The 22759-nt window shown below is 68.5% G+C and carries 28 protein-coding genes and 1 riboswitch; of the genes, 14 read left to right on the forward strand and 14 right to left on the reverse strand.

The window, feature by feature from the left end; translation table 11 throughout:
• Positions 1 to 48: 48 nt before the first annotated feature.
• Complete coding sequence (locus EV646_RS22030) at positions 49 to 645, reverse strand: LysE/ArgO family amino acid transporter (protein ID WP_132151425.1); 597 nt, start codon at positions 643 to 645, stop codon at positions 49 to 51.
• Between the two features lie 74 nt (positions 646 to 719).
• Between EV646_RS22030 and EV646_RS22035 the strand changes: the two genes are divergently transcribed.
• Positions 720 to 1601: a LysR family transcriptional regulator ArgP gene (locus EV646_RS22035; protein ID WP_132151427.1), complete on the forward strand. Its 882-nt coding sequence runs from the start codon at positions 720 to 722 to the stop codon at positions 1599 to 1601.
• Between the two features lies 1 nt (position 1602).
• Here the strand turns inward: EV646_RS22035 and EV646_RS22040 are convergent, their stop codons facing one another.
• Entirely contained in the window at positions 1603 to 2448 is an 846-nt protein-coding gene (locus EV646_RS22040; RefSeq protein ID WP_132151429.1) for an SCO6745 family protein, read from the reverse strand.
• On the reverse strand, positions 2448 to 2942 hold the full coding sequence (locus tag EV646_RS22045; protein ID WP_199237114.1) for a GNAT family N-acetyltransferase: 495 nt from the start codon (positions 2940 to 2942) through the stop codon (positions 2448 to 2450). The genes EV646_RS22040 and EV646_RS22045 overlap by 1 nt, the downstream gene beginning before the upstream one ends.
• Before the next feature lie 70 nt (positions 2943 to 3012).
• Between EV646_RS22045 and EV646_RS22050 the strand changes: the two genes are divergently transcribed.
• Positions 3013 to 4164, forward strand: coding sequence for a calcium:cation antiporter (locus tag EV646_RS22050; RefSeq protein ID WP_132151432.1), 1152 nt, complete (start codon positions 3013 to 3015; stop codon positions 4162 to 4164).
• Here EV646_RS22050 and EV646_RS22055 read toward each other — a convergent pair.
• The 3 genes from EV646_RS22055 to EV646_RS22065 all read right to left on the reverse strand — a co-directional run bounded on the left by EV646_RS22055 (position 4130) and on the right by EV646_RS22065 (position 6711).
• Positions 4130 to 5572, reverse strand: a complete 1443-nt coding sequence (locus tag EV646_RS22055) for an ankyrin repeat domain-containing protein (protein WP_132151434.1) — start codon at positions 5570 to 5572, stop codon at positions 4130 to 4132. The genes EV646_RS22050 and EV646_RS22055 overlap by 35 nt on opposite strands.
• Positions 5573 to 5717: 145 nt before the next feature.
• Complete coding sequence (locus tag EV646_RS22060; RefSeq protein ID WP_132151436.1) at positions 5718 to 6077, reverse strand: YybH family protein; 360 nt, start codon at positions 6075 to 6077, stop codon at positions 5718 to 5720.
• Positions 6078 to 6201: 124 nt separating this feature from the next.
• Entirely contained in the window at positions 6202 to 6711 is a 510-nt protein-coding gene (locus EV646_RS22065; RefSeq protein WP_132151438.1) for a DinB family protein, read from the reverse strand.
• A 339-nt stretch (positions 6712 to 7050) separates the two neighbouring features.
• On the opposite strand from EV646_RS22065, the gene EV646_RS22070 reads away from it, so the two are divergent.
• The 4 genes from EV646_RS22070 to EV646_RS22085 all read left to right on the forward strand — a co-directional run bounded on the left by EV646_RS22070 (position 7051) and on the right by EV646_RS22085 (position 11432).
• Positions 7051 to 8544: a DEAD/DEAH box helicase gene (locus EV646_RS22070; protein ID WP_241996240.1), complete on the forward strand. Its 1494-nt coding sequence runs from the start codon at positions 7051 to 7053 to the stop codon at positions 8542 to 8544.
• A gap of 12 nt (positions 8545 to 8556) precedes the next feature.
• On the forward strand, positions 8557 to 9483 hold the full coding sequence (locus tag EV646_RS22075; protein WP_132151440.1) for a phosphotriesterase family protein: 927 nt from the start codon (positions 8557 to 8559) through the stop codon (positions 9481 to 9483).
• A complete protein-coding gene (locus EV646_RS22080; RefSeq protein WP_132151442.1) occupies positions 9480 to 9848 on the forward strand; it encodes a DUF1304 family protein in 369 nt (122 codons plus the stop codon). The genes EV646_RS22075 and EV646_RS22080 overlap by 4 nt, the downstream gene beginning before the upstream one ends.
• A gap of 195 nt (positions 9849 to 10043) precedes the next feature.
• Complete coding sequence (locus EV646_RS22085; RefSeq protein ID WP_132151444.1) at positions 10044 to 11432, forward strand: MFS transporter; 1389 nt, start codon at positions 10044 to 10046, stop codon at positions 11430 to 11432.
• Here the strand turns inward: EV646_RS22085 and EV646_RS22090 are convergent.
• Positions 11422 to 12063, reverse strand: a complete 642-nt coding sequence (locus tag EV646_RS22090; protein WP_132151446.1) for a LysE family translocator — start codon at positions 12061 to 12063, stop codon at positions 11422 to 11424. The two genes, EV646_RS22085 and EV646_RS22090, sit on opposite strands and share 11 nt — an antisense overlap.
• A gap of 90 nt (positions 12064 to 12153) precedes the next feature.
• A riboswitch (cobalamin riboswitch) is annotated at positions 12154 to 12285 on the forward strand.
• 34 nt (positions 12286 to 12319) lie between these two features.
• Between EV646_RS22090 and EV646_RS22095 the strand changes: the two genes are divergently transcribed.
• Genes EV646_RS22095 through EV646_RS22115 form a run of 5 tightly spaced genes read left to right on the forward strand, consistent with a single transcriptional unit; the run spans position 12320 to position 15515 of the window.
• The gene (locus EV646_RS22095; RefSeq protein WP_132151448.1) at positions 12320 to 12517 is read left to right on the forward strand and encodes a CbtB domain-containing protein; all 198 of its coding nucleotides are present in this window, start codon (positions 12320 to 12322) and stop codon (positions 12515 to 12517) included.
• Between the two features lie 4 nt (positions 12518 to 12521).
• A complete protein-coding gene (locus tag EV646_RS22100; RefSeq protein WP_132151450.1) occupies positions 12522 to 13286 on the forward strand; it encodes a CbtA family protein in 765 nt (254 codons plus the stop codon).
• Positions 13283 to 13834, forward strand: a complete 552-nt coding sequence (locus tag EV646_RS22105) for a histidine phosphatase family protein (RefSeq protein WP_132151452.1) — start codon at positions 13283 to 13285, stop codon at positions 13832 to 13834. The genes EV646_RS22100 and EV646_RS22105 overlap by 4 nt, the downstream gene beginning before the upstream one ends.
• Before the next feature lie 32 nt (positions 13835 to 13866).
• Positions 13867 to 15138, forward strand: a complete 1272-nt coding sequence (locus EV646_RS22110) for an alpha/beta hydrolase (protein ID WP_132151454.1) — start codon at positions 13867 to 13869, stop codon at positions 15136 to 15138.
• Entirely contained in the window at positions 15135 to 15515 is a 381-nt protein-coding gene (locus tag EV646_RS22115; protein ID WP_241996241.1) for a hypothetical protein, read from the forward strand. Before EV646_RS22110 ends, EV646_RS22115 begins: the two co-directional genes overlap by 4 nt.
• Here EV646_RS22115 and EV646_RS22120 read toward each other — a convergent pair.
• Genes EV646_RS22120 through EV646_RS22135 form a run of 4 tightly spaced genes read right to left on the reverse strand, consistent with a single transcriptional unit; the run spans position 15512 to position 18108 of the window.
• Positions 15512 to 15889 (reverse strand): VOC family protein, encoded by a 378-nt coding sequence (locus EV646_RS22120; RefSeq protein WP_132151455.1) that lies wholly within the window; start codon positions 15887 to 15889, stop codon positions 15512 to 15514. The two genes, EV646_RS22115 and EV646_RS22120, sit on opposite strands and share 4 nt — an antisense overlap.
• Before the next feature lie 9 nt (positions 15890 to 15898).
• On the reverse strand, positions 15899 to 16492 hold the full coding sequence (locus EV646_RS22125; RefSeq protein ID WP_132151457.1) for a class I SAM-dependent methyltransferase: 594 nt from the start codon (positions 16490 to 16492) through the stop codon (positions 15899 to 15901).
• Between the two features lie 37 nt (positions 16493 to 16529).
• Positions 16530 to 17393 (reverse strand): fumarylacetoacetate hydrolase family protein, encoded by an 864-nt coding sequence (locus tag EV646_RS22130; protein ID WP_132151459.1) that lies wholly within the window; start codon positions 17391 to 17393, stop codon positions 16530 to 16532.
• Positions 17394 to 17412: 19 nt separating this feature from the next.
• Positions 17413 to 18108: a GntR family transcriptional regulator gene (locus EV646_RS22135; RefSeq protein ID WP_132151461.1), complete on the reverse strand. Its 696-nt coding sequence runs from the start codon at positions 18106 to 18108 to the stop codon at positions 17413 to 17415.
• A gap of 106 nt (positions 18109 to 18214) precedes the next feature.
• Here EV646_RS22135 and EV646_RS22140 point away from each other — a divergent pair, with 106 nt between their 5' ends.
• Together EV646_RS22140 and EV646_RS22145 are read left to right on the forward strand one after the other, a co-directional pair.
• Positions 18215 to 19315 carry a mandelate racemase/muconate lactonizing enzyme family protein gene (locus EV646_RS22140; RefSeq protein WP_132151462.1) on the forward strand — a complete coding sequence of 367 codons (1101 nt, stop codon included), beginning with the start codon at positions 18215 to 18217 and terminating at the stop codon, positions 19313 to 19315.
• Entirely contained in the window at positions 19315 to 20154 is an 840-nt protein-coding gene (locus tag EV646_RS22145) for an amidohydrolase family protein (protein ID WP_132151464.1), read from the forward strand. The genes EV646_RS22140 and EV646_RS22145 overlap by 1 nt, the downstream gene beginning before the upstream one ends.
• On the opposite strand, the gene EV646_RS22150 is transcribed toward EV646_RS22145, so the two are convergent.
• Both EV646_RS22150 and EV646_RS22155 read right to left on the reverse strand, forming a co-directional pair.
• Positions 20151 to 21224 (reverse strand): DNA polymerase IV, encoded by a 1074-nt coding sequence (locus EV646_RS22150; protein WP_132151466.1) that lies wholly within the window; start codon positions 21222 to 21224, stop codon positions 20151 to 20153. The genes EV646_RS22145 and EV646_RS22150 overlap by 4 nt on opposite strands.
• Before the next feature lie 42 nt (positions 21225 to 21266).
• Positions 21267 to 21731: a GNAT family N-acetyltransferase gene (locus EV646_RS22155; protein ID WP_241996242.1), complete on the reverse strand. Its 465-nt coding sequence runs from the start codon at positions 21729 to 21731 to the stop codon at positions 21267 to 21269.
• Positions 21732 to 21973: 242 nt separating this feature from the next.
• Here EV646_RS22155 and EV646_RS22160 point away from each other — a divergent pair, with 242 nt between their 5' ends.
• A complete protein-coding gene (locus EV646_RS22160) occupies positions 21974 to 22288 on the forward strand; it encodes a WhiB family transcriptional regulator (RefSeq protein ID WP_132151468.1) in 315 nt (104 codons plus the stop codon).
• Between the two features lie 52 nt (positions 22289 to 22340).
• Here EV646_RS22160 and EV646_RS22165 read toward each other — a convergent pair whose 3' ends face one another.
• A complete protein-coding gene (locus tag EV646_RS22165; protein WP_132151470.1) occupies positions 22341 to 22679 on the reverse strand; it encodes a TFIIB-type zinc ribbon-containing protein in 339 nt (112 codons plus the stop codon).
• Between the last annotated feature and the right edge of the window lie 80 nt (positions 22680 to 22759).

Here is a 22759-nt window from a genome sequence, read left to right on the forward strand (position 1 = left end):
TCCGACTTGTGCGCGTTCGTCGGACTCTGCTCGCTGCTTGTGGACAAGTCAGGGGAGGAGCATCCAGGTGGCTAGGGCGGTCATGAGGAGGGCGATGGTGGAGTCTAGGTATTTCCAGGATTGGGGGCGGGCGAAGACGGGGGTGAGTTTGCGGGCGAAGAAGCCTAGGGAGAAGAACCAGGTGAAGGAGGCTGCGACGGAGCCGAGGCCGTAGATCCAGCGGCCGTCGGTGCCGCGTTGGTTGGCGAGGGAGCCGAGCAGGACGACGGTGTCGAGGTAGACGTGCGGGTTGAGGTAGGTGAAGGCAAGGCAGGTGAGAAGGACGCTGCGGAGGGTGGCGGGGGCGTGATCGGCGGGGCTGATCGAGCTGGGGCTGAAAGCGCGGCGGAGGGCGAAGGCGGCGTACAGGTAGAGGAATGTGGCGCCGCCGTACTTTGCGATGTCGAGAGCCAGCTCGCTGCGGGTGAGCAGGGCGCCGAGGCCTGCGATGCCGCTCGTGATCAGCAAGGCGTCGGACAGCGAGCAGACGAGCACCACTGGCAGGACGTGCTCGCGGCGTAGGCCCTGGCGCAGGACGAAGGCGTTCTGCGCTCCGATCGCGACGATCAGGGTCAGGGTGGTGGCAAAGCCGGCAAGCAGGGGCATGTCTACGACGGTAGGCAGCGCCCACCGCTTCAAGCCAGCTAAAGATTCTGACGTGCCATTAGCATTGCTTCATCATGCAAATCGACTCCGCACAGCTCGACACCTTCGCGGCCGTGGTCGACGAGGGCAGTTTCGACGCGGCCGCGCGACGGCTGAATGTCACACCGTCGGCGGTCAGTCAGCGCATCAAGGCGCTCGAGAGTCGCCTGGGCCAGGTCGTGGTGATGCGCGGCAAGCCAGCGCGACCCACCGAAGCCGGCGAAGCCCTGCTCCGGCTCGCCCGCCAGGTCTCGCTGCTCGAGTTGGAGGCGATTGCCTCGGTCCGCGGCACGGTCGACGCGCTCCGCCTGCCGATCGCGGTGAACGCGGACTCGCTCAACAACTGGTTCCTCCCCGCGATGCTCGACGTATCGCAGCAGTACGACGCCAGGTTCGTTGTACATCAGGAGGACGAGGAACACTCCGCCGAGTTCCTGCGCAACGGCACCGTCCTCGCCGCGGTGACCGCCGACCCGCGCCCGGTGCAGGGTTGTCGCGTCCTGCCGCTCGGCAAGATGCGCTACCTCGCGGTCGCCACTCCCGAGTACGCCGATCGCTGGCTGGCAACGAAACCGTTGCCGGAGGCACTCGCCGACGCGCCGATGATGATCTTCAACACCAAGGACACACTGCAGCATCGCCTGATCCGCAAGGTGACCCGGCGCAAACTCAACCCACCGATGCATGCGGTCCCGGCGCCCGGCGCGTTCCATCAGTCGGTCCGCATCGGCCTGGGGTGGGGCATGATCGAGGACGAGGTCGCCCAGCCCGAGCTCGTCGCCGGCCGCCTGGTGGACATTGCCCCCGGCAAGTACATCGACGTCCCGCTCTACTGGCAGCATTGGAAGCTGCAGTCCGCCATCCTCGACGCTCTCACTACAGCAGTACGACGCGCAGCAGCGAAAGGCCTCAGGTAGCTCAGTCCCACCGCATGGCCATCGGATTGTCGGGTGGGATCAAGCCTGACGACATCAAGGAAGCGCTCAACGGGTGGACGAGGTCGTGCAGCTCGGTGGTCAGTTCCTCGCCGAGTGCGCGCCAACCCTGGTCGGCCAAGGCGTCCGTCGTGTCCTCCACCTGCTGGCGGAGTTCCCGGCCGGCGACCGTTAGTGCACCGGCCGAATCGAGCAGCCCACGGCTCCTCAGATCGTCTGATGCAGCGGCCCAGTCGTCATCGCTCCAGCGGCGATTGACCTGGAAGACCTTCTTCGAGGGTCCTCCCGCGGCGGAGATCGTCACGCAGGCCTGACAAGGACTCAGCCCTGCGCCGACCAGTGCGGCAACATGCCCGTCACCTCGCGACTCCCGCAAGATCGTCGTTGCCTGCCACAGCACGAGGTGCGGCTCGTCAGGCCATTCCAACGCCGCGTTGGCCGCCGCGATCGGTCTCCCCGCGACGGGCGCCAATTCGGCAGCGCGACGAGCCACTTCGGCCGTACGACGGAGCGACGCGTCAGGGAACAGTCGTCGTACGGCGGAATCGACCGCGCGCAACCGGGCGTCGAGCAATTGTGCAGGCGAGGCGTAACCCCAGGCATCCGGCAGTGACCGAGCCACCATCGCCGGATGGAAGTTGTAGAACACAGCCGCGACCACCGACGGACCAACCGGGCCGAGTGGAGCGGCGCGGCAGCCGAAGTAGCTCATCCAGCCGCCACGCAGACCCAACGCGTCCGTCTCCCGCTTGGTGTCCGGGGCGAAGTACGTGATCGCGTGGTTTGGCTCGAGGGTCTTCCACATCCGCCGCGCCCGGTTGCCGGTCATCAGAGCGGGCGGTGCATGACGTGGAGTCCGACGTACCCGTGCAGCGGGTGCTCGAACGCCTCCGGCACTGTCCCGATGATGGTGAAGCCCAGCTCCTGCCACAGATGCACCGCTGACGAGTTCGTCTCGACCACGGCGTTGAACTGGATCGCCCGGAAGCCCTCGCGCTTAGCCCAGTCGATCATGTCCTCGCAGAGCTGACGCCCGACCCCCTTGCCGCGAGCCGCCGCGTCGACCATGAAGCTCGCGCTGGCGACATGCGATCCGGGCCCAGGACGGTTCGGGTACATGTTCGCGCTGCCGAGAACGGTGCCATCGGCATCGACCGCGACCGTCGTCCGGCTGAGGGTGGCACTCGACGGTGACATCCAGAGTGCGCGCGCCTGCTCCTCGGTGAGGTCCGGATCGTAGGCGTAGGTTTCACGGGCCGTGACGATCTCGTGGAAGAACGGCCAGATAGCCGGCCAATCGGCGTCGGTCGCGTTCCTGATCATGCGAGAAGCATCACCCGTCCAGCGGTGAGGTGCCAACCGCATTAGTCCAGAACCAATAGACTTTCTGAGGATGACTGACACGGTGGTGCATGGGATGCCGCGCTGGAGTCTGGCCGTGCCCCCGCTCGCTCTCGTTGTCCTGTTGCTGTCCTGGGGTCGTGACCTCGGCGCAGTCCTGCTGATCCTGGTGTGCGCCGGTCTGGGTGCGGCGGTGATCGCCGCCGTCCATCACGCCGAAGTCGTGGCGCACCGGGTCGGTGAACCGTTCGGAACGCTGATTCTCGCGCTCGCCGTGACGATCATCGAGGTGGCGCTGATCGTCACGCTGATGGCGTCGGGCGGTGACAAGGCCTCGTCGCTGGCGCGGGACACCGTTTTCGCCGCGGTGATGATCACCTGCAACGGAATCCTCGGGCTGTCCCTCGTCGTCGGTTCGCTGCGGCACGGCACGCAAGAGTTCCGCGTACGCGCGTCCAACAGCGCGCTGGCGGTGATGACCGCGCTCGTCACACTCAGCCTGGTGCTGCCGACGTTCACGACCAGTGCGCCCGGCCCGCAGTTCAGCACGGCCCAGCTCGCCTTCGCCGGCGTGACCTCATTGGTGATGTACGGCGTCTTCGTCTTCGTGCAGACCATCCGGCACCGGGACTACTTCCTGCCGGTCCTTTCCAGTACGCCGGAAGTCCGTCGGCACCGCGACCTCGAAGACGCCCCGGCCACGGTCGTCGAGGAGGACGACGACGAAGAGCACGCATCGGCACCGAGCACCAAAGTGGCCCTGATCAGCCTGGGGCTGCTGTTCGTCTGCCTGATCTCGGTCGTCGGCCTGGCCAAGACCGTGTCGCCCAAGCTCGAATCGGCGGTCGAATCGGCCGGCGCGCCGCTCGCGGTGGTCGGTGTCGTGATCGCACTGCTGGTGCTGCTGCCGGAGACGGTTGCCGCAGTACGCGCGGCACTGCGGAACCGCCTCCAGACCAGCGTCAACCTGGCGCTTGGGTCGGCGCTCGCCAGCATCGGCCTGACCATCCCGGCCATCGCGATCGCCTCGATCTGGCTCAGTGGACCGCTCGTGCTCGGCCTGGGTGGCAAGGAGATGGTGCTGTTCGCCCTGACCGTGGTGACCAGCATGCTGACGCTGGCGACCGGTCGCGCGACGCTGCTGCAGGGCGCCGTACATCTGATGGTGTTCAGTGCGTTCCTGTTCCTCGCGGTAAGTCCTTGAGGTAGTCGATCACCGCCTGCTGACGGCCGTGCTCGGCCCAGCCGAGCGCGTTCCCGCCGTACGACGGATCACGCAGCTCCGGGTCGGCGCCGAGCTCGACGAGCTTGCGCACGGTTTCGACGTGGCCGTTGTGCGCGGCCTGGTGGATCGGCGCGCACATGCCGATGATGTTGAGGTCGAAGCCGACGTTCTTCAACGGTTCCAGGGCTTCGGTCCGGCCGATCTCGGCGGCGCGGATCGGCAGGTAGGGGTTGCGCGCGACGGCCCGCGCGGCGAGTTCGCCGCTGACCTTTGGTGTCTCGCCGCGCATGATTGCGGCGAAAACCTCGTGGACGTCGTCCAGCGGCGCCGCACCGTGCGCGCGGAGCAACTCGGCGATCTCGGTATGCCCTTGTACGGCGGCCAGCTCGTACGGGCGATGTCCGCCGAAGATCGGGTGTTCGGTGCCGCGGCCCTCCGGATCGGTGCCTTGGGCAAGCACTAGCTCGACACGATGGAGCAGTCCCTCGTGGGAGGCGAAGACCAGCTCGTCCTCCAGTAGCTGCTGAGGCGTCGGGTGGGCCGTGGTCAGGCGCTCATGCCACGGACCGCCGTCGCCGCGGCCGAGGCCGTACTCGAGCAGCAACTCCAGGTGCACGTCGTCGTACGGCGGGGGAGCGCCGGGACCGCAGTTGTACATGGTCTGGCTGTCGTTGGGATCGGCGCCGGCGTCGAGCAGCACGCGGGCGAGCTCGATCCGGTCGCGATGCGGTGGCTGGTCGCCTTCGCCGCGGCCGAAGACACCGGTCAGCGCGGTGAACGGCGACGGTAGGCCTTGCCACAGATAGCCGGCATTCGGATCGGCGCCGTGCTCGAGCAGCAACCGCGCGATCTCGACCTGATGGGGTGCGTCGAGACGGCTGTAGGTGAGGTAGAGCAACGGCTCCCACCGATACGGCCCGCCTTCCTCCGCAGCGTGCCGGGGAAGTTCGTCCCGGACGGCGTCCAGCTCGCCGGCCACGACCTTGGTGTAAATGTTGCTGAGAGCAACTTCTGGGAAGCGGTCGAGGAGCTGCCTGGCCGCCTGTTGCCGCGCGGGATCGTCGCCGCCGTAGTGCAGCGTCGCCAGCCGGAGGAACTCGTCCGCGCGTTGCTCGGGCGTGTCGAGTGGGCCGCCGACCTCCTGGCGATGAGGCGAACGGCTGTAGCGGTCGACCAGCTCGAGGTGCCGGACGATCCGCGGCCAGCTGGGGAAGCCATAGCTGCGGGCGATCACGAGCTGCGCATCGGCCAGCGTCTGCACCGGATGGAACTCGTCAGCCAGGGCAACAGCCTGGGGATCGGCAGCGCGGACCTGTTTGAGCAGGGCTTTGGCCTGCTTGCGCAGGTGGTCCAGGTGCGGGTCGTCCGGGAGATTCCGGGTCGCCATCGCGACCTCCTCTCTACGAGCCTGCTGTCCGCGTCGTCAGGCGAGAAAGGAGGTGAACAACTACCGCACAACTCTCGTGTTCAGGTGGGCTGAGCCCTTCCCGCGGACCGGTGGCACCCTGAGTGCCTACCCGGGAAAGGCTAGCTCAGAGCGGCCGTTCCATCCACCACTCGACGAACTCGTGCGCGCGATCCTTGTCGAGGCGGACCACCCACAGGTTGCTGAACTCGCTCGGCGGCTGGGTGAGGTACGTCGTCCAGCCGCGGACGAACCCGACGCCGTCGCCGAACCCGAGCACCTGGTACTCGAACGTCGTCTCACCCGGTGCATCGGCGACCTCCAGCCAGGCGTTCACGATCGCGTCCCGGCCGAGCACCGGCTCCTCGTCCGGCCGCCGGTACCACGCGGCGTCCTCGGTCCACAACGCCGCGATATCGGCCGGATCGTTCGACTCCCACGCCTTCCGGTACTTCGCCACCCACCGGTCGAGGTGCTTCTCCCGCATACCCCCATCCTCCCGCGCGCCCCGGCCCGGGGGTGGACTGGGGAGTCTGACCTGTCAATTCAGGTAGGTAGCGCTCCCCAAACCCGCTCGGCGACCAGTCCGGGGGCGTGGTCAGGCCGTAGAGCTATTCGCCGGTGAGGCCGTCGATGCGTTCGCGGAGGAGGTCGGCGTGGCCGTTGTGGCGCGCGTACTCCTCGATCAGGTGGATGAGGAGATAGCGCACGGAGTAGTCGCCCTCGCGCGCCGGCCGGGTGAACGTGTGGTCCAGGTCATACCCGGCGACGATCTCGTCGGAGAGGTGCACGATCGCGCGGTAGTCCTCGAGATCCTGCTCGGCCCGCGCCGGATCGACCAGATCGAAGTCGCCGTCCGGGTGCTCGTCGGTCCAGTACGTCGGCTGGACCGGTCGCTGCGCGAGACAGACCTGGTACCAGTAGCGCTCGACCTCGGTCAGGTGCCGGACCAGGCCGATCAGCGACATGCTCGACGGCTCGACCGACCGCTGGACAAGCTGCTCCCCGGTCAGTCCGGAGACCTTCCACAGCAGGGTGCCGCGGTGGTAGTCGAGGAAGCCCTGCAGCAGTTCGCGTTCACCAGCGGCGGTGGCCGGATCGGTCCGGAACTCTGTGGTCACGCAGCAGAAGATAGCTCACTGGAGGGAGCTGACCTGGCGGTGCCGTAGACTGTTGACGACGGCCCGCCCAGTTCTGCCTCGGGCCGGTGTGCGCATTTACGCTGCGCCAGCAGTCGACTACCACGCGCCGCGGCCCACCGGCCGCGCCGGGCAGGACGACCACCCGACTTTTTGGAGTACTACATGGCGGCCCGCCGCCCCACGTCTACAACCACGCAAACCCAATCTCGCACCACCAACTCAGCTACCGGTTCTGGCCGCCCGCGCCGCCGGCGCGGATCCGGTGCCCGACGCAACAATCCCGACGCGGCCCCAAAGGTTGCTAAGAGCAACGATGCCGTGACGGCCGGCGGGTACGAAGAGGTCGCGCCGATGGTTGTCCCCGACAACCTCACGTTCGCGGATCTCGGCGTACCGGCTGCGCTGGTGCAGGCCTTGTCCGCTGCCGGCGTGTCGAAGCCGTTCCCGATCCAGGCCGCGACGCTGCCGGACTCGCTCGCCGGCAAGGACGTGCTCGGGCGCGGCCGGACCGGATCCGGCAAGACGTACGCGTTCGTGCTTCCGGTTCTGGCCCGGCTGGCCGCGAGCCGCGGCAAGCGCCGGCCGAACCACCCGCGCGCGCTCATCCTCGCGCCGACCCGTGAGCTCGCGACCCAGATCCAGGCGTCGATCACCCCGCTCACCGACGCGCTCGACCTGCGCACGATGACGATCTTCGGCGGCGTCGGCCACGGCCCGCAGATCAACGGCCTGCGCAAGGGCGCCGACATCGTCGTCGCCTGTCCCGGCAGGCTCGAGGACCACCTCAAAGCCGGTCACGCGAAGCTCGACGCGGTCGAGATCACCGTGCTGGACGAGGCCGACCACATGGCCGACCTCGGCTTCCTGCCCGCCGTACGGCGGATCCTGGAGGCGACGCCGGGTGACGCGCAACGGCTGCTGTTCTCGGCCACGCTGGACGCCGGTGTCGACGTACTCGTGCAGCGGTTCATGACCGACCCCGTCACGCACAGCGTCGACTCGGCGCAGTCGCCGGTCGCGAAGATGACGCACCACGTGCTGCATGTTCAGTCCGACAGCCGGCTGCCGGTGCTCGTCGACCTGACCGCGGCGCCCGGGCGGACGCTCGTCTTCACCCGGACCAAGTACGGCGCCAAGTCGCTCACGAAGAAGCTGATCGCGCAGGGCGTCCCGGCGGTCGAGCTGCACGGCAACCTGTCGCAGGGCGCGCGTACGCGGAACCTGGAGGCATTCTCCGACGGTACGGCGAAGACGCTCGTCGCGACCGACATCGCCGCCCGCGGTATCCACGTCGACGACGTCGCGCTGGTGATCCACGCGGACCCGCCGATCGAGCACAAGGCCTACCTGCACCGCTCCGGCCGTACCGCGCGTGCAGGCGCCGAGGGCACTGTCGTCACCTTGATGACCGACGACCAGGTCCGCGACGTGCGCGACCTGACCCGCAAGGCCGGCATCGCCGCGACCGTCACCAAACTCACAACCGGCGACCCGCTGCTGACCGAGCTCGCTCCGGGCGACCGCGTCTTCGTCGAGCCCCCGGCCAAGGCTCCGCAGCCGGAACGTGCCACCGTGTCCGCGGGGCGCGGTTCGGCCAGAGGCCGTCGCGGTGGTCGCGCCGCTGGACCGAGGTCGGCAGGCTCCGGCGAGCCGAGCCAACCGCGTGGTGCGAAGCGTGGCGGGCGCGCGAAGTCCCGTAGCGGCTCGAACGCCCCGACGACGTACAGCACCAGCACGCCCGGTTCGACCTCCCGTCCGGCCGGCGCCGCCGCCTTCTCTGCCAACAGCAGGCCGTCCCGCCGCGCCCGCTGACGAGGAGAAGCAATGATCAGAACGGTCCTGGGCGACATCGCACCGGAGCAGCTCGGTGTCTGTGACGCCCACGACCATCTGTTCTTCCGTACGGCGATGCTGCCCGGGCAGGAGCTGGACGACGCGGACGCGGCGCTCGCGGAGGTGCGAGCTTTCGCGGCCGCGGGCGGGCAGGCGATCGTGCAGTGGACGCCGCACGGACTGGGCCGACGGGCCGACCTGTTGCCCGGAATCTCGACCAGCACAGGGGTTTCGATCGTCGCGGCGACAGGGCTGCATCGGGCTGAGCACTACCCTCCGGGCTTCGTCGAGAGCATCCGCGACCGGCTGGCCGAGATCTTCGTGACAGAGCTGACCGTTGGCATCGGCAACAGTTCGGTCCGGGCCGGGCTGATCAAGGTGGCCGGCGGTTTCCATCTGCTGGATGCGCACGCCGAGTTGGTGATGCGGGCCGCGGCGGAGGCGCATCACGCGACCGGCGCGCCGATCGCGGTTCATCACGAGCACGGGTCGGGCGCGGACGCCGTACTGGATCTGCTGGTCGACGAACTCGCCGTACCGCCGTCGAGTGTCATCCTCGGGCACCTGAATCGCTTCCCGGATCACTACGTGCACGGGGAGTTGGCCGACCGCGGCGCCTGGCTGGCGTTCGATGGGCCGTCGCGGGCGAATCACGCCACCGATCCGTGGCTGCTCGAGTCCCTTTCCTGGATGGTCGACGACGGGTACGCCGATCAACTGCTGCTCGGCGGTGACACGACCACCGCCCGCGCCAGAGCCGCGACCGGCGAAGGTCCGGGCATCCCCTATCTCCTGACGCACCTCCGCCCGCGTATCACCCGCCACCTCGGCCAGGAGGTGGCCGACGCCATCTTCACCACCAACCCGGCCCGCGCCTTAGACGCGGAGTGGCGAGACGGCGGTACCGTTCCTGCGTGAGCGTGATCGCGCAGGTGTTCGTCGTACTGGCCGGGGTGTTTCATCTCGCGGTGTTCGCGATGGAGAGTCTGCTCTTCCGGAAGCCGAGCACGTACAAGCGGTTCCGGGTCAAGGATGACACCGAGGCGGCTGTCGCGCGGCCGTGGGCCTTCAACCAGGGCTTCTACAACCTGTTCCTGGCGCTTGGTGCGCTCGGCGGCCTCATCGCGGGCGGCGACAAGGGACATGCCATCGCGCTGTTCGCCTGCGCGTGCATGGCCGGCGCCGGGATCGTGCTGATCGCGTCCGACCGCCGGATGGCCCAAGCCGCCGCCCTCCAGGCCGCCCCACCCATCGCCGCCCTGGTCCTCGCCGCGGTCCTGTGACCCACGTTTGATGGGTTCACCCATCAGCTTGTGGGTTCGCACGCCGTATTCCGGCCGGTAACCCACAAGCTGGTAGGTGAACCCACGAAATGGGGCGCTGCGCAGCTCTGGTTGTCGCGCGGTGCTATGAAGTTCAACTGAGCTTGAAGTCAGCTAGTTGACTTCAAGTGCACTTGATGTCCGAGGGTTCTCGGCATGACGACGACAGCCGACGACCTGACCGAGCAGAGCACCCGTACCGAACCACCGTCCGGCGGCGTGCTGTCACCGCAGTACCGAGCGCTGACGGTCGGCATGGTCGCGCTGATCACGCTGGTCGCGTTCGAGTCCCTGGCCGTGACGACCGCGATGCCGACCGTCGCGCAGGCCCTCGACGGGCTCCACCTTTACGCCCTCGCGTTCGGCGGGCCGCTCGCCTCCAGCGTCGTGGCCATGGTCATCTCCGGCACCTGGAGTGACCTCAAAGGCCCGACCCGCCCGCTCTGGCACGGGACCGCCTGGTTCCTGGGCGGTCTGATCATCGCGGGCCTGGCGCCGAGCATGGAGATCCTGGTCGTCGGCCGCATCATCCAGGGCTTCGGTTCCGGCCTCTTGACGGTCGCCCTGTACGTCGTCGTCGGCCACCTGTACCCAGCCGCGCTGAGACCCCGCATCTTCGCCGCGTTCGCCACCGGCTGGGTCGTCCCCTCGTTGGTCGGCCCCGCGATCGCTGGTCTGGTCGTCGAACACACCACCTGGCGTGCCGTCTTCCTCGCCGTACCGGCCATCGCCATCCCGGCCGCACTGGTCATGCGCCCTGGCCTCGCCCGCGGCAGCGCGCACGAAGCGCGGCCAGGCCGACTGTGGGACAAGCGAGCGCTGTGGGCGGTCGCGGCGGCGGTTGGAGTCGGCCTGCTCCACTACGGCGGTCAGCAGCGCGGCGCGCTCCAGCTCATCCTGCTCGCCAGCGGACTGGCCGGTGTTGTCGCGTTCGCGCCCAAGCTGCTGCCGAGCGGTACCTTCGCGCTCAAGAAGGGCCTGCCGTCCGTGATCGCCACGCGTGGTCTGGTCGCCGCGGCAGGCTTCGGCGCCGAGGTCTTCCTCCCGCTGATGCTCACCCGCGAACGCGGCCTGTCGCCGGCCTTTGCAGGTCTGGTACTCACGGTCAGCGCACTCAGCTGGACCGCCGCCTCCTGGTACCGCGGTCGCCCGAACCAGCCGTTCTCGCACGCGGTCTTCCTGCAGGCCGGCATGATCTCGATCGTGCTCGGCATCGTGACGGCGGCGTTGACGCTCAACGAGCACGTCCCGGTTGTGGTCGGCATCCTCGGCTGGGGTCTGGCCGGGCTCGGCATGGGCACGGTCTTCCCGACCGTATCCGTGCAGGTCCTCGAGTACTCCGAGCGCGAGGAGCAGGGCGCCAACAGCTCAGCCCTTCAGCTCAGCGATTCGTTGGCCACGGCAACTGTTCTGGCCGTCGGCGGTTCCCTCTTCGCCGCGCTCGAGCCGCACTCCGCGCTGACTGCGTACCTCGTCGCGTTCGGGCTCCCCGCCGTACTGGCGCTGCTCGGCGTACAGGCGGGTCGTCGTACGGCTACTCCTTAGAACCCGTCACGGCGATGCTCGCGCCGAGGCCGATGATCATCAGCCCGCCGGTGCCGCCCACGAGCTCGAGCCGACGCGGGGAGCGGGCGAACCACTCCCGGGCGGTGCCGGCGACGACGGCCCAGACGCTGTCGGAGCAGAGCGCGATCAGGATGAAGATCAGGCCGAGGATCAGGATCTGGAGCCAGGCCGGGCTGCTCGCGCTCTTGTCGACGAACTGCGGCAGGGCGGCGGCGAAGAAGACCGCCGTCTTGGCGTTGGTCACCCCGACCATGAACCCCTGCCGGACCGTACGGCGGCTGCTGCCTGGCTTCACGCCGCTCGTCATGGCCGTCACCAGCGACTTCCGGCTCCGGAAGGCCTGGACGCCGAGATAGATCAGGTACGCCGCACCGGCCAGCTTCACCGCGGTCAGCGCGATCGCACTGGCGGCGATGAGCGTGCCGAGGCCGAGGGCGACCGCGACGAGCATGACCGCGGCGCCGATGGTGTTGCCGACCATCGTCAGCACCGCCTCGCGCCGCCCGGCCGCGAGAGCGCGACCGACGATGAACAGCACACTCGGGCCCGGTACGACGATGATGATGAACGCGGTGATCGCGAACGCGATCAGGTGATGAGCGGACGGCATCTGCCCAGAGTAAGTTCCATCACGCCAGGACGCACCTGTGAATCCGGCGGGTGGGATACATCACCGGCGCGCCGTCACGCGTTGACCGTGGATCAACGCGGCCGCTACGGTGCGGGGGACAACCTGCGGTGCCAAGAGGGAAGCCGGTGAGAGTCCGGCACGGCCGCGCCACTGTGAGCGAGCTCTGCTCGTGAGTCAGGACGCTCGGGCACCAGCAGCCTTTCGAAGGGGACGCGCACTTCCCCAGGAGGTTCAGATGGCAGCTCCTGCCCGCACTATCGCCGTACCGGCCATTTCACCCCGTCTGCTCGCGGTCGCACTGCTCAGTGTCGGCCTGATGCTCCTGCTCGGTTACCTGGTGGCGTTCGACCAGGGTGCCGTCTCGCAGTCGGGCATGTACCTGCACGAGCTGATGCACGACGGGCGCCACCTCCTCGGCGTGCCCTGCCATTAGTCGCATGCGCACCTTCGGATCGCTCCTGGTGCGCGGACTGATCGTCGGACTCTTCGCCGGCCTGCTGGCCGGAACGTTCGCGTACGTGATGGGCGAACCGCACATCGACGCCGCGATCGCGATCGAGGAAGCCGGCGCCGCGCACTCCCATGACCATGCTTCTGGCGACGCGACTCAGGCTGCCGAAGAAGAGCCGCTCGTCAGCCGCGACGGCCAGCGGGCCGGCCTGTTCCTCGCCACCTCCCTGTACGGCGTCGCGCTCGGCGGCATGTTCGCGGTCGCCTTCACCCTGCTCCGGCGGAAGCTACCGACCAGCAGTGACCCGTACGCCGCTCTGGGCCTAGCCGCGGCCGGATTCATCGGCATCGTGCTGGTGCCGTTCCTCAAGTACCCGCCGAACCCGCCGGCGGTCGGGAACCCGGACACGATCACCCGCCGGACGGTGACCTATCTGCTGACTCTCGTGATCGGCCTGCTCGCCGTCTGGGCCGGCGTCGCCGCGTCCCGCTGGGCCGATCGCCTGGTCGATCGCTGGGGGGTCGTCGCCCGCCTGGCCGTCGGCGCGGCCGCCTTCCTCGCCACGATTGTTGCGGCATATCTGTTGCTACCGGCAATCAACGAGGTTCCGGGGTCGTTCCCCGCTACGCTGCTGTGGCAGTTCCGGTTCGCCTCGCTCGGTACGCAGGCGACGCTGTGGCTCCTGCTCGGTCTCGGGTACGCCGCCACAGTCGACCCCCGGATGTCCCGACAGAAAGTAGTGGCCGCTTGATTGCGCTGACGCTCGTCGCACACGCTCTGACACCCGCGCTGCGCGGCCTGGTCCTTGGCGGTGACGTCGAGCCGGACCTGGCGAGCCTCGAAGCTGCCGGGGAGCTGAAGCTGCAGGCCGATGCGGTGTACGCCGGACCGGAGCAGGCCGCCGTACGGACGGCAGAGGCGCTTGGCCTCGCACCAGCGGTCGAGCCGGCGCTACGGGACCGTGAGTACGGCGAGTGGGCCGGCCGCGGACTGGAGGAGCTGCTGGCCGCTGAGCCGGGGCGGGTGGCCGCCTGGCTCGAGCGCCCGCACACCGCGACACCCGGCGGCGAGACCGAGAACGACGTACTGACCCGGGTCGCTGACTGGCTGGGCGACCTCGCGCAGGAGTCTGAGGAGCGCCGTACGGTCGTGGCCGTCGTACACCCGGCTGTGGTCCGGGCGATCGTGCTGTACGTACTGGACGCCCCGGCGGAGTCGCTGCGGCACATGGACGTCAGACCGCTCGCCACAGTCGACCTCTCCCTCCACGAAGGCTCCTGGTCACTCGCCTTCCACTGAGTGTTAACCACCGACTGGTTGGCTGGTCGATCATGACTCAGGCCGGGCAGCTCGACCTGTTGATCCGTCATGTCCAGAACCTGCCGTACGACGTGGCGGCCCGAGAGGTCCACGGCCACTTCTACGACCTGCCGCCGGCGACAGCCCGCGCGCTGGCCAAGGAACGGTATGAGCAGGTCGGACCGCTCGATGGAGCGCCGCCGGAACTGCGGTACGTCGCAAACCGCCGGATCCTGGTCGACGCACGCCGTACGCTCCAGGCCAAGGTCGCGGCCGGACGGGCGACGCGCGCCCAGGACACCCGGTTCAGAACGCTCGACGCGATGCTCGAGCCGGTCTCGACGACAGAGGATGTCGACGGGCGACTGGTCAAGGTGGTTCACGACCGGCGGTTCCTGTACGTCGACCCGGTGGGCCAGGGCCGGATGGTCGAGCTGCTCGGCGAAGATCTGGGTAAGGCGAAGAACGTGGCCACGCTGGTCCCGGGGCTCAACAACACGCTGGAGAAGACCGCTGCGCAGGTTGACCGGGGATACGACCTCTTGAACGAGGCCGGCCCTGGGACCGCAGTGGTGGTGTGGAAGGGGTACGACGCGCCGCTCACCCTGGAAGAGGCGATGTCGACGGAATGTGCTCGCGCTGCCGTGCCGCTGGTGTCCCGCTTCGACGCCGGCCTCGCTGTGGTGATGGCGCCGGAAGCCGAGCGGACCCTGATCGGGAACAGCTATGGCTCTCAGGTAGTCGGTCTGGCGCTGCTGGCCGGAATGGATCCGGAGTCGCCGGACGGCGTACACCCTGATCGTCCAGTGCTGATCGGATGCCCCGGAGTCGAACCGAGCGTGCACTCGGCAGCCCAGCTCGTCCCGCCGGGGAAGGTGCTCTACGTGGCGCGCACGCCGTGGGACTACGTCTCCTATGGGGAGCAGTTCGGACCGGATCCGGCCACGTTTCCCGACGCCTTCCGGTTCGAGACGCGCGGGGCGGTGCCGGTCCGTGGGCACATGAAGTACTTCCGGAAGAACAGCGAGTCCCTGCGGAACCTCGGCCGCATCATCAGCGGCAACCTGGACGCGGTCACGCGGGCCGCGCAGACCACGCCGGAGCAGGAGAGCAAGTTGCTGCCCGGAGTCTCCTGGGCCGAGTCGATGCGCAGGCTGCCCAGGTCCGAAGCGGCGGCGCCGCTCGCGAAGGTGTTCGATGGTGTCGCCGCGGCCCGCAAGCTCAGCGTGCCCGCCAAGCACAAGCCCACCGACGGAGCCCGGAACCGCCGCTCCCCGCAACGACCGGAAGGACCCGCTCGATGACGTTGGCCCAGGCCCGGGACTTCCTCCGGGCAGAGTTGCTCGCCGCGGCCGCTGCCGCCGTACCCGGTCAGGAAGGGGTGGTGACGCGCGACCTCGGACCGGTGAACCCGAACGTGCTGTCCGACGGCAGTGGACCGGAGACGATCTGCTCGATCACGGTCGAAACGGGCGATCCGGGAGTGGTCGATCCGGCCGGTCAGGTGGCGGCCGCTGCCGCCGAGCTGACCGCCCGCGGGTGGCAGGCCGAGGTCGAACCGGTCGAGCGCGGCCACCACCGCGTCTCCGCTCATCGGGACGGGTACGACGTCGCCGTCCACGGCTGGGACGGCGAGTGGCGGCTCACGCTCTCCGGCGAAACCCCTGAGATCGATACCTAGCTGGTCGCGGCTCGTTCGGCCGCGCTGCGTAGTACGCAGAACTCGTGGGCTTCCGGGTCGAGCATGACGACGAAGCCGGTGCCGTCGGGCTCGCGATGGTCGTGCTCGATGGTGGCGCCGAGCTTGAGCAGTCGCTCGACCTCCTCGTCGCGCGGCCCGTCCGGCTCCAGGTCGAGGTGGACCCGGTTCTTGGCCAACTTCTCGTCGTTGTTCTGCTCGAAGAGCAAGGTCACCGAGTCCGTCACCACGGCGGCGTACGGATCACCCGGAGCGTCGTCGTCCGGTCGCGGTACGTTGAACACCTGCAGCCAGAATCCGGCCAGCTCATAAGGGTCGTGGGCATCGAAGGTCACGGTACGAACGTGCGAAGTCATGCGCCGACCCTACTTCCGGAAACACAGCCGGTCGCCCGGAATTTCCGCGTCGACGTACGGCGTGAAGCCGGCGGCGACGGCGATCTCGGTGAGCGCGGCCGCCGTCCAGCGGTGAACGTAGATGTTCATCGGGTGACCGCCGTACCCGAAGGTCTTGTGGGTGGACTCCTCGCCGACGTGGAAGCCGAGCAGGAGGACGCCACCGGGAGCGAGCACGCGATGGAACTCGGCGAATGCCTGGGGGACCACATCGCGCGGCAGGTGGATGATCGACCACCAGGAGATGACACCACCCAGCTCGCCGTCCGGCAGCTCCAGGTCGGTCATCGACCCCACTCGGAAGTCGAGGCCCGGGTGATCCCGCCGGGCGATCTCGATCATGCTCGGTGACAGGTCGATACCGATCACCTGCAGCCCACGCTCATGCAGGAGTGCGGCGAGCCGCCCCGGCCCGCACCCCACGTCGAGGACTGGGCCCGAGGCCAGCTTCGCGAACAGGTCGAGATTCGCCGGCTCGTCGGCCGCACCGTCTTGCACGAGTTCGGCGTACGACGCGGCGACGGTGTTGTAGGAGGTCCGGATATCGTCCAGGGGATCGGTCACCCGGCCGACCTTAGAGCCGGCCGGGGACAGTTTTCGGTCAGGCCTTGCCGAGGGTCTGCTTCTGGCGGCCGAGGCCCTGGATCTCCAGTTCCATCGTGTCGCCGGGGGCCAGGTACGGGAAGCGGCCGGAGAGGGCGACGCCTTCCGGGGTGCCGGTGTTCACGATGTCGCCCGGGCTGAGGACCATGTACTGCGAGAGGTCGCGGATCAGGGCGGCCACGGTGAAGATCATGTCCTTGGTGTTCGAGGCCTGGCGGGGCTCGCCGTTCACCCAGGACTTCAGGTCGAGGTCCTGCGGGTCGCCGACCTCGTCGGCCGGGACCAGCGCCGGGCCGAACGGGTTGAACGTCTCGCAGCACTTGCCCTTCGACCACTGCCCGCCGGACTGCTCGATCTGGAACGCCCGCTCGGACACGTCGTTGGAGACCGCGTACCCGGCGACACAGGCCAGTGCTTCGGCGTCAGAGTCGACGTACCGGGCCTGCTTGCCGATGACGACGGCGAGCTCGACCTCCCAGTCGGTCTTGGTCGCGCCGCGCGGCACCAGGACCTCGTCGTACGGGCCGACGACCGTGTTCGGGTGCTTGAAGAAGACGATCGGCTGCTTCGGCGGTTCGGCGCCGGACTCGGCCGCGTGGGCGGCGTAGTTCTGGCCGATGCAGACCACCGCGCCCGGCCGCGCGATCGGCGCGCCGACCCGCAGGCCCTCGACGTCAGCGACCGGGAGCGAGCCGCTCTCGAGTGCGGCGCGCGTACGGGCGATGCCGTCGGCGGCCAGGAAGGCGCCGTCGATCTCGCCGCCAGTGTCACGGGTGACGGAGCTCAGGTCGTGAACGGTGCCGTCGGCGGCGCGCACGTACGGGCGCTCCTCACCGACCGCGCCGAGGCGCAGCAGTTCCACAGAATTCTCCCTGGTTCGGTTATTCCTGGTCGAAGATGGGTCGCAGCCTGGCCCGGGAGGCCTCGATGTGAGACCGCATCGCCGCGGCCGCGTCCTCCGGGTCGCCCTTGCGGACCGCCGTGACGACCGCCTTGTGCTCACGCAACGCCTTCGTCGCGATGCCGCCACCGTAGTACAGCCGGAACAGGTGCAGGTGGCAGTGCGTCCGGGCGAAGGACAGCCGGGCCGTCTCGTTCCCAGCCAGTTCCAGCACCAGATCGTGGAAGCGCTGGTCGTGCGCCGCCATCGCCCGGTAGCTCTCGTACGCCGGCCGGTCCGGCACGTCGGTGTAGCTCAGCATCTCGTCCTTCAGCCGGGCCAGATCCTCAGGCCCGGCCCGCTCGGCGGCGCGGCCGGCCGCCCAGGGCTCGACGTGCAGGCGGAACTCGAACAGGTCCTCGAACTCCGCCCGGGTCAGCCGGGACGACACCCGGTAACCGCGCAGCGGCTCCTTGATCACCAGGCCGTCGGACTCCAGCCGGGCCAGCGACTCCCGGATCGGCGTCTGCGAGATGCCCAGCTCACGGGTCAGCGCGTCGATGTTCAGCCGGGTGCCCGGCTCGACCACGCTGTCCATGATCAGGCCTTTCACCGTCTCGTAGACGTCGTCGCTCAGCACCTGTCGCTGGGGCAGGCGCGTGAGCTGCCCCGCCAGACCCACATGCGCATCCGTCACCGTCGCTCCTCCCGAAGCACCCAATTCTGCCCGACCCTTGACGGCTCCAGTGTGAGGGCGGCACCATCAGCTACGCAATATCCTATAGGATCGTGGAGCCGCCCCGATGAACGCCCTGCCCCCGAAGATCAGCCGGGCCGCGGCCTATCTCGTCGACCTGGAGGTCGAGACGGTCCGGACCGACGCGGTGCAGTCCTTCGTCAAACAGGAAACGATCTTCGTCGAACTCGAGACCACCGACGGGCTCACCGGGCTGGGGTACTCGTACACGATCGGCACGGGCGGGACCGCCGTACTGGCGCTGCTGCGGGACAACCTCCTGCCGCGGCTGGCCGGCGCGGATGCGCGGAACATCGAGGCGACGTGGCACGACCTCTTCGCGTCCACCCGGGCGACGACGGTCGGAGCGATCACGTCGCTCGCGCTGGCGGCCGTCGACACCGCGCTGTGGGACCTGCGCTGCCTGCGGGCAGGGGAACCGTTGTGGCGGCTGGCCGGCGGGTACCGGCAGCAGGTGCCGCTGTACGACACCGAGGGCGGTTGGTTGCACCTGACAACGGATCAGCTGGTGGCCGGCGCGCTCGCGTCGCAGAAGGCGGGTTGGCCGGGCGTGAAGCTCAAGGTCGGCAAACCCCGCGTCCATGAAGATCTCGAGCGACTGCGCGCCGTACGGGAGGCGGTCGGGCCGTCGCTGGACATCATGGTGGACGCCAACCAGTCGATGACGTACGCCGAGGCTCGCCGCCGGGCTGCGGCCTTCGAGGCGGTGGACTTGGCGTGGTTCGAGGAGCCGTTGCCGGCCGATGATCTGACCGGGCATGTCCGGCTGGCCGCATCCACGTCGATCCCGATCGCGGTGGGGGAGTCCCTGTACTCCGTCTCGCAGTTCCGCGAGTACGCCGCCGCCGGGGCCGCCGGGATCATCCAGGTCGACGTCGCGCGGGTCGGTGGCATCACGCCGTGGCTCAAAGTGGCGCATCTGGCCGAGACGTTCAATCTCGAGGTGTGCCCGCACTTCCTGATGGAACTGCATGTCAGCCTGGCGGCCGCCGTACCGAACGGGCGTTATGTAGAGCACATCCCCCAGCTGCGGGCGATCACGCGCTCGGAGCTGGAAGTCAACCACGGACACGCGGTGGCGCCGGATGTCCCCGGCCTCGGCATCGACTGGAATGCTGATGCGATCGACGATCGGAGGGTCGGATAGTGAACAGAGTTGACGCTCACCACCACATCTGGGACCTGACTGTCCGCGAGCAGAGCTGGATGGCGGGCCCTGAGATGGATCCGATCCGGCGCAGCTTCGCCATCGACGACCTCGCGCCTCAGGCCGCGGCGGCCGGCATCACCGCGACCGTCCTGGTGCAGACAGTTGGTTTGGTCGACGAGACTGTGGAGTTCCTGGAAGTTGCTGCTAGCAACGAACTGGTGGCCGGCGTGGTCGGCTGGGTCGATCTGACCGCACCAAACCTCTCCGACGTGTTGACGGGCCTGCAGCAGCGTCCAGACGGCTCGTTCTTGAAGGGCATCCGCCACCAGGTCCACGACGAGCCGGATGTGAACTGGCTCCTCCGCCCAGACGTCCAGCGCGGCCTGGCCGCGGTCGCCGACGCCGGGCTCGTCTACGACCTGCTCACCAAGACGCCGCACCTACCCGCAGCGATCGAAACCGCCCGGGCCCTGCCAGGGCTGACTTTCGTCGTGGACCACATCTCCAAACCGGTGATCGGTGATCCGCTTGAGCCATGGGCCGGTCAACTGCGCGAACTCGCCGCGCTCCCCAACGTCACGTGCAAACTCTCCGGGATGGTCACCGAAGCTGACTGGACCAACTGGAAACCCTCCGACCTCCAGCCCTACGCCGACGTAGTGCTCGACGCGTTCACCCCATCCCGAGTCATGTTCGGCTCCGACTGGCCTGTCTGCCTCCTCGCCGCCGGCTACGCCGACGTGGTCGAAACCGCGGAAGCCTTGACGGCCACCCTGACCGCCGACGAGCGCGAGGCCGTCTTCACCACAACCGCCACCCAGATCTACAACCTCTAGCTCGGGACGAACTCGACGCGGACGCCGAGGTGGCGGACGGGTCTGCGGAGCTCGAACTTCTCGAGTAGTTCGAGTGCGGTGGTGGCGACGACCTCTGGGTCCTGCGTGGGATCTGCGAGTTTGCGGCTCTTGATGGGGGTGTAGAAGGTGGTGAAGCGGACCTTCACCCAGATGCGCTGGATAGTGCGGCCGTCGGCGACGACCTCGCGGGTGACCTCCTGGGCGATCCGGCGTACCTGGGATTCGATGTCCGATCGTTCGACCAGGTCTTGCGGGAAGGTCTCCTCGTGGCTTCGGGAGACCGGTTCGCGGGGGATGTCGGTGACTTCCGTGTCGCCCAGGCCGCGGCCGAGGGCGGCATACCAGGCACCCATCTTCGGGCCGAAGCGTTTCCGGAGTACGTCGAGGTCGGCGGCGGCGAGGTCGGCGACGGTGACCAGGCCGAGTTCGTTGAGGTTGCGTTCCATCCGGCTGCCGATGCCCCAGAGTTCGCGGACCGGTCGGTGGTCCATCACCTGACGCCAGTTCTCCGCGGTCAGGCGGTAGACGCCGTCTCGCGTGTTCGTCGTACCTTCGAAGGGCGCCGCGTGTGACCGGGGCTGTTTCGCGAAGGTTGTGGCGAGCTTGGCGCGGGTCTTGTTGTCGCCGATGCCGATCGAGCAAGTGAGCGTCGTACGGTCGTGGACGGCGGCGCGAAGCTCGGCGGCGAGCTGCTCGGGGTCGTCGGTTTCGGCGCCGACGAAGCACTCGTCCCAGCCCCAGACCTCGACCACGACCGGGAAAGCACGCAGCGTGTCCATCACCTCGGTTGAAGCGGCTTCGTAGGCAGCGGGGTCCGACGGCAGGAAAACGGCCTGTGGACAACGCTTGTACGCCGCCCGCACCGGCATCCCGGAGTGGACACCGAACTCACGAGCCTCGTACGACGCTGTGGCGACGACCTGGCGCGGTTGCGTCGGATCGCCCGAGCCCCCGACCACCACCGGCAACCCCCGCAACTCCGGCCGCCGCCGGATCTCCACAGCCGCAATGAACTGATCCATGTCCACATGCAGGACCCACCAGCTCATCGCGCCCCTCCGCACTCGGCTACCTCAGGGTTACCACAGCGGTCAGAGCTGTTTGCGCATTTGCTGGGAGGTGACGGTGTAGCCGAGGGAGTTGTAGAGGTTGATGGCGGTGGGATTGTTGCCGAAGACGTTCAGGTCGAGGTGGGTGTGGCCGAGGCGACGGATCTCCTCCTCGCCGGCGAGCATGATCGCGCGGCCGTAGCCCTTGCCGCGGTGGGCGGCGTCGACCTCGAGGCCGTAGATGAACGGGATGCGCGGCTTGGTGCTGATCCACAGGCTGCCGACCGGCTCGTCGCCGGCGCACGCCATCCAGACCAGGTGGTGCTCGGTGTCGCGGCCGTCCGGCAGCAGCTTGGCCACCTCGGTGTGGGCGAACTCGATCGCCTTCTCCGGACTCAGCCCGCGGGCCGGCCCCACCCCGGCCGCGAACGACTCGGCATTACGCCGCTTCCAGACCTCGAACTCGGCCTCGGTCATCGGACGAAGGCTCACCCCAGGCGTACTCACGCCCCTGACCCTAGCCCCGATCCCCACCCCCGCGCCGCCCACAGCGGCGGCTTCGGCCAGGTCGGGTTGCCTGGCGGGGGTGCTGGGATGGTGGTGGGGCGAGTTTGGGGGCGGGGTACCAGGAGGGGTACCCCGCGGTTGCGGATGGGGTCGCGCGGCCGGGGAATGTAGAGACTCACCCCGCCCCGGGTGACTGACCGAAGTCCGAGGTGTCTGGCGATGACGTCATTGAGGAAGTCGTCGTGAGCCGGCGCAAGCCGCCCGCTGGAGCGGTGACGAAAGCGCCGGCCGGGTTGCCGTATCCGCTGATCGAGAACTGGGCGTGGCAGGACCGGGCCGCCTGCCGCGACGTCGACCCCGATCTGTTCTTCGCCGCCGAATCCGAGCGCGGCCTCCGCAAACACGCCCGAGAGCTGCTCGCCAAGTCGCTCTGCGGGACGTGTCCCGTACGGCGGGAGTGCCGCGAGCACGCGCTGGTCGTCGGCGAGACGTACGGCGTCTGGGGCGGCACGACCGAAGAGGAACGCGAACCCGTCCTCCACGCGCGCCGCGTCTGAACGCCGTACGACCACACCACCGGACCACCAGGAACCGGCGAGCTGCCGCCTGTCAGTCGAAGAGTTCTTCGAAGAAGGACTTCTTCTTCTTGCCGCGGTATTGCTCTTTTCCGTAGCGGGGGTCGTAGCGTCGGTCGCTGTCGTACTTCCGGTCGTCGTAGCGGCGATCGTTGTCGTAGCGGCGGTCGTCGTGCCGCTTCTCCTCGTAGTGCTGCTGTGGTGGCGGCGGCGCGGCCGGAGCGTTGTACTGGAGCTCGGCGTCGACGAGCCGCTCCAGCTCACCCCGGTCGAGGAAGATGCCGCGGCACTCACCGCACTGGTCGACGGTGATGCCGCTGCGTTCGTACGTACGCATCGCGCCACGGCACTTGGGACAAATCAAGCTCTCCATCCGACCACCCTAGGTGACAATTTCCCCGCAACGCCGCGCCTTAAGGGAACTCTCAGGGACTTCAGAGCGCAACTCTCAGG

The organism is Kribbella antiqua, assembly GCF_004345665.1.
Classification (GTDB): Bacteria; Actinomycetota; Actinomycetes; order Propionibacteriales; family Kribbellaceae; genus Kribbella; species Kribbella antiqua.

What these genes read in the sequence shown, in the direction of transcription:
- EV646_RS22060 (WP_132151436.1), bottom strand. Translation starts at nt 6,077, where the DNA reads ATGCGGGAGAAGCACCTCGACCGGTGGGTGGCGAAGTACCGGAAGGCG.
- EV646_RS22050 (WP_132151432.1), top strand. Translation starts at nt 3,013, where the DNA reads ATGACTGACACGGTGGTGCATGGGATGCCGCGCTGGAGTCTGGCCGTG.
- EV646_RS22150 (WP_132151466.1), bottom strand. Translation starts at nt 21,224, where the DNA reads ATGAGCTGGTGGGTCCTGCATGTGGACATGGATCAGTTCATTGCGGCT.
- EV646_RS22100 (WP_132151450.1), top strand. Translation starts at nt 12,522, where the DNA reads ATGCGCACCTTCGGATCGCTCCTGGTGCGCGGACTGATCGTCGGACTC.
- EV646_RS22115 (WP_241996241.1), top strand. Translation starts at nt 15,135, where the DNA reads ATGACGTTGGCCCAGGCCCGGGACTTCCTCCGGGCAGAGTTGCTCGCC.
- EV646_RS22120 (WP_132151455.1), bottom strand. Translation starts at nt 15,889, where the DNA reads ATGACTTCGCACGTTCGTACCGTGACCTTCGATGCCCACGACCCTTAT.
- EV646_RS22040 (WP_132151429.1), bottom strand. Translation starts at nt 2,448, where the DNA reads ATGACCGGCAACCGGGCGCGGCGGATGTGGAAGACCCTCGAGCCAAAC.
- EV646_RS22165 (WP_132151470.1), bottom strand. Translation starts at nt 22,679, where the DNA reads ATGGAGAGCTTGATTTGTCCCAAGTGCCGTGGCGCGATGCGTACGTAC.
- EV646_RS22140 (WP_132151462.1), top strand. Translation starts at nt 18,215, where the DNA reads ATGAACGCCCTGCCCCCGAAGATCAGCCGGGCCGCGGCCTATCTCGTC.
- EV646_RS22085 (WP_132151444.1), top strand. Translation starts at nt 10,044, where the DNA reads ATGACGACGACAGCCGACGACCTGACCGAGCAGAGCACCCGTACCGAA.
- EV646_RS22035 (WP_132151427.1), top strand. Translation starts at nt 720, where the DNA reads ATGCAAATCGACTCCGCACAGCTCGACACCTTCGCGGCCGTGGTCGAC.
- EV646_RS22090 (WP_132151446.1), bottom strand. Translation starts at nt 12,063, where the DNA reads ATGCCGTCCGCTCATCACCTGATCGCGTTCGCGATCACCGCGTTCATC.
- EV646_RS22110 (WP_132151454.1), top strand. Translation starts at nt 13,867, where the DNA reads ATGACTCAGGCCGGGCAGCTCGACCTGTTGATCCGTCATGTCCAGAAC.
- EV646_RS22030 (WP_132151425.1), bottom strand. Translation starts at nt 645, where the DNA reads ATGCCCCTGCTTGCCGGCTTTGCCACCACCCTGACCCTGATCGTCGCG.
- EV646_RS22055 (WP_132151434.1), bottom strand. Translation starts at nt 5,572, where the DNA reads ATGGCGACCCGGAATCTCCCGGACGACCCGCACCTGGACCACCTGCGC.
- EV646_RS22045 (WP_199237114.1), bottom strand. Translation starts at nt 2,942, where the DNA reads ATGATCAGGAACGCGACCGACGCCGATTGGCCGGCTATCTGGCCGTTC.
- EV646_RS22075 (WP_132151440.1), top strand. Translation starts at nt 8,557, where the DNA reads ATGATCAGAACGGTCCTGGGCGACATCGCACCGGAGCAGCTCGGTGTC.
- EV646_RS22095 (WP_132151448.1), top strand. Translation starts at nt 12,320, where the DNA reads ATGGCAGCTCCTGCCCGCACTATCGCCGTACCGGCCATTTCACCCCGT.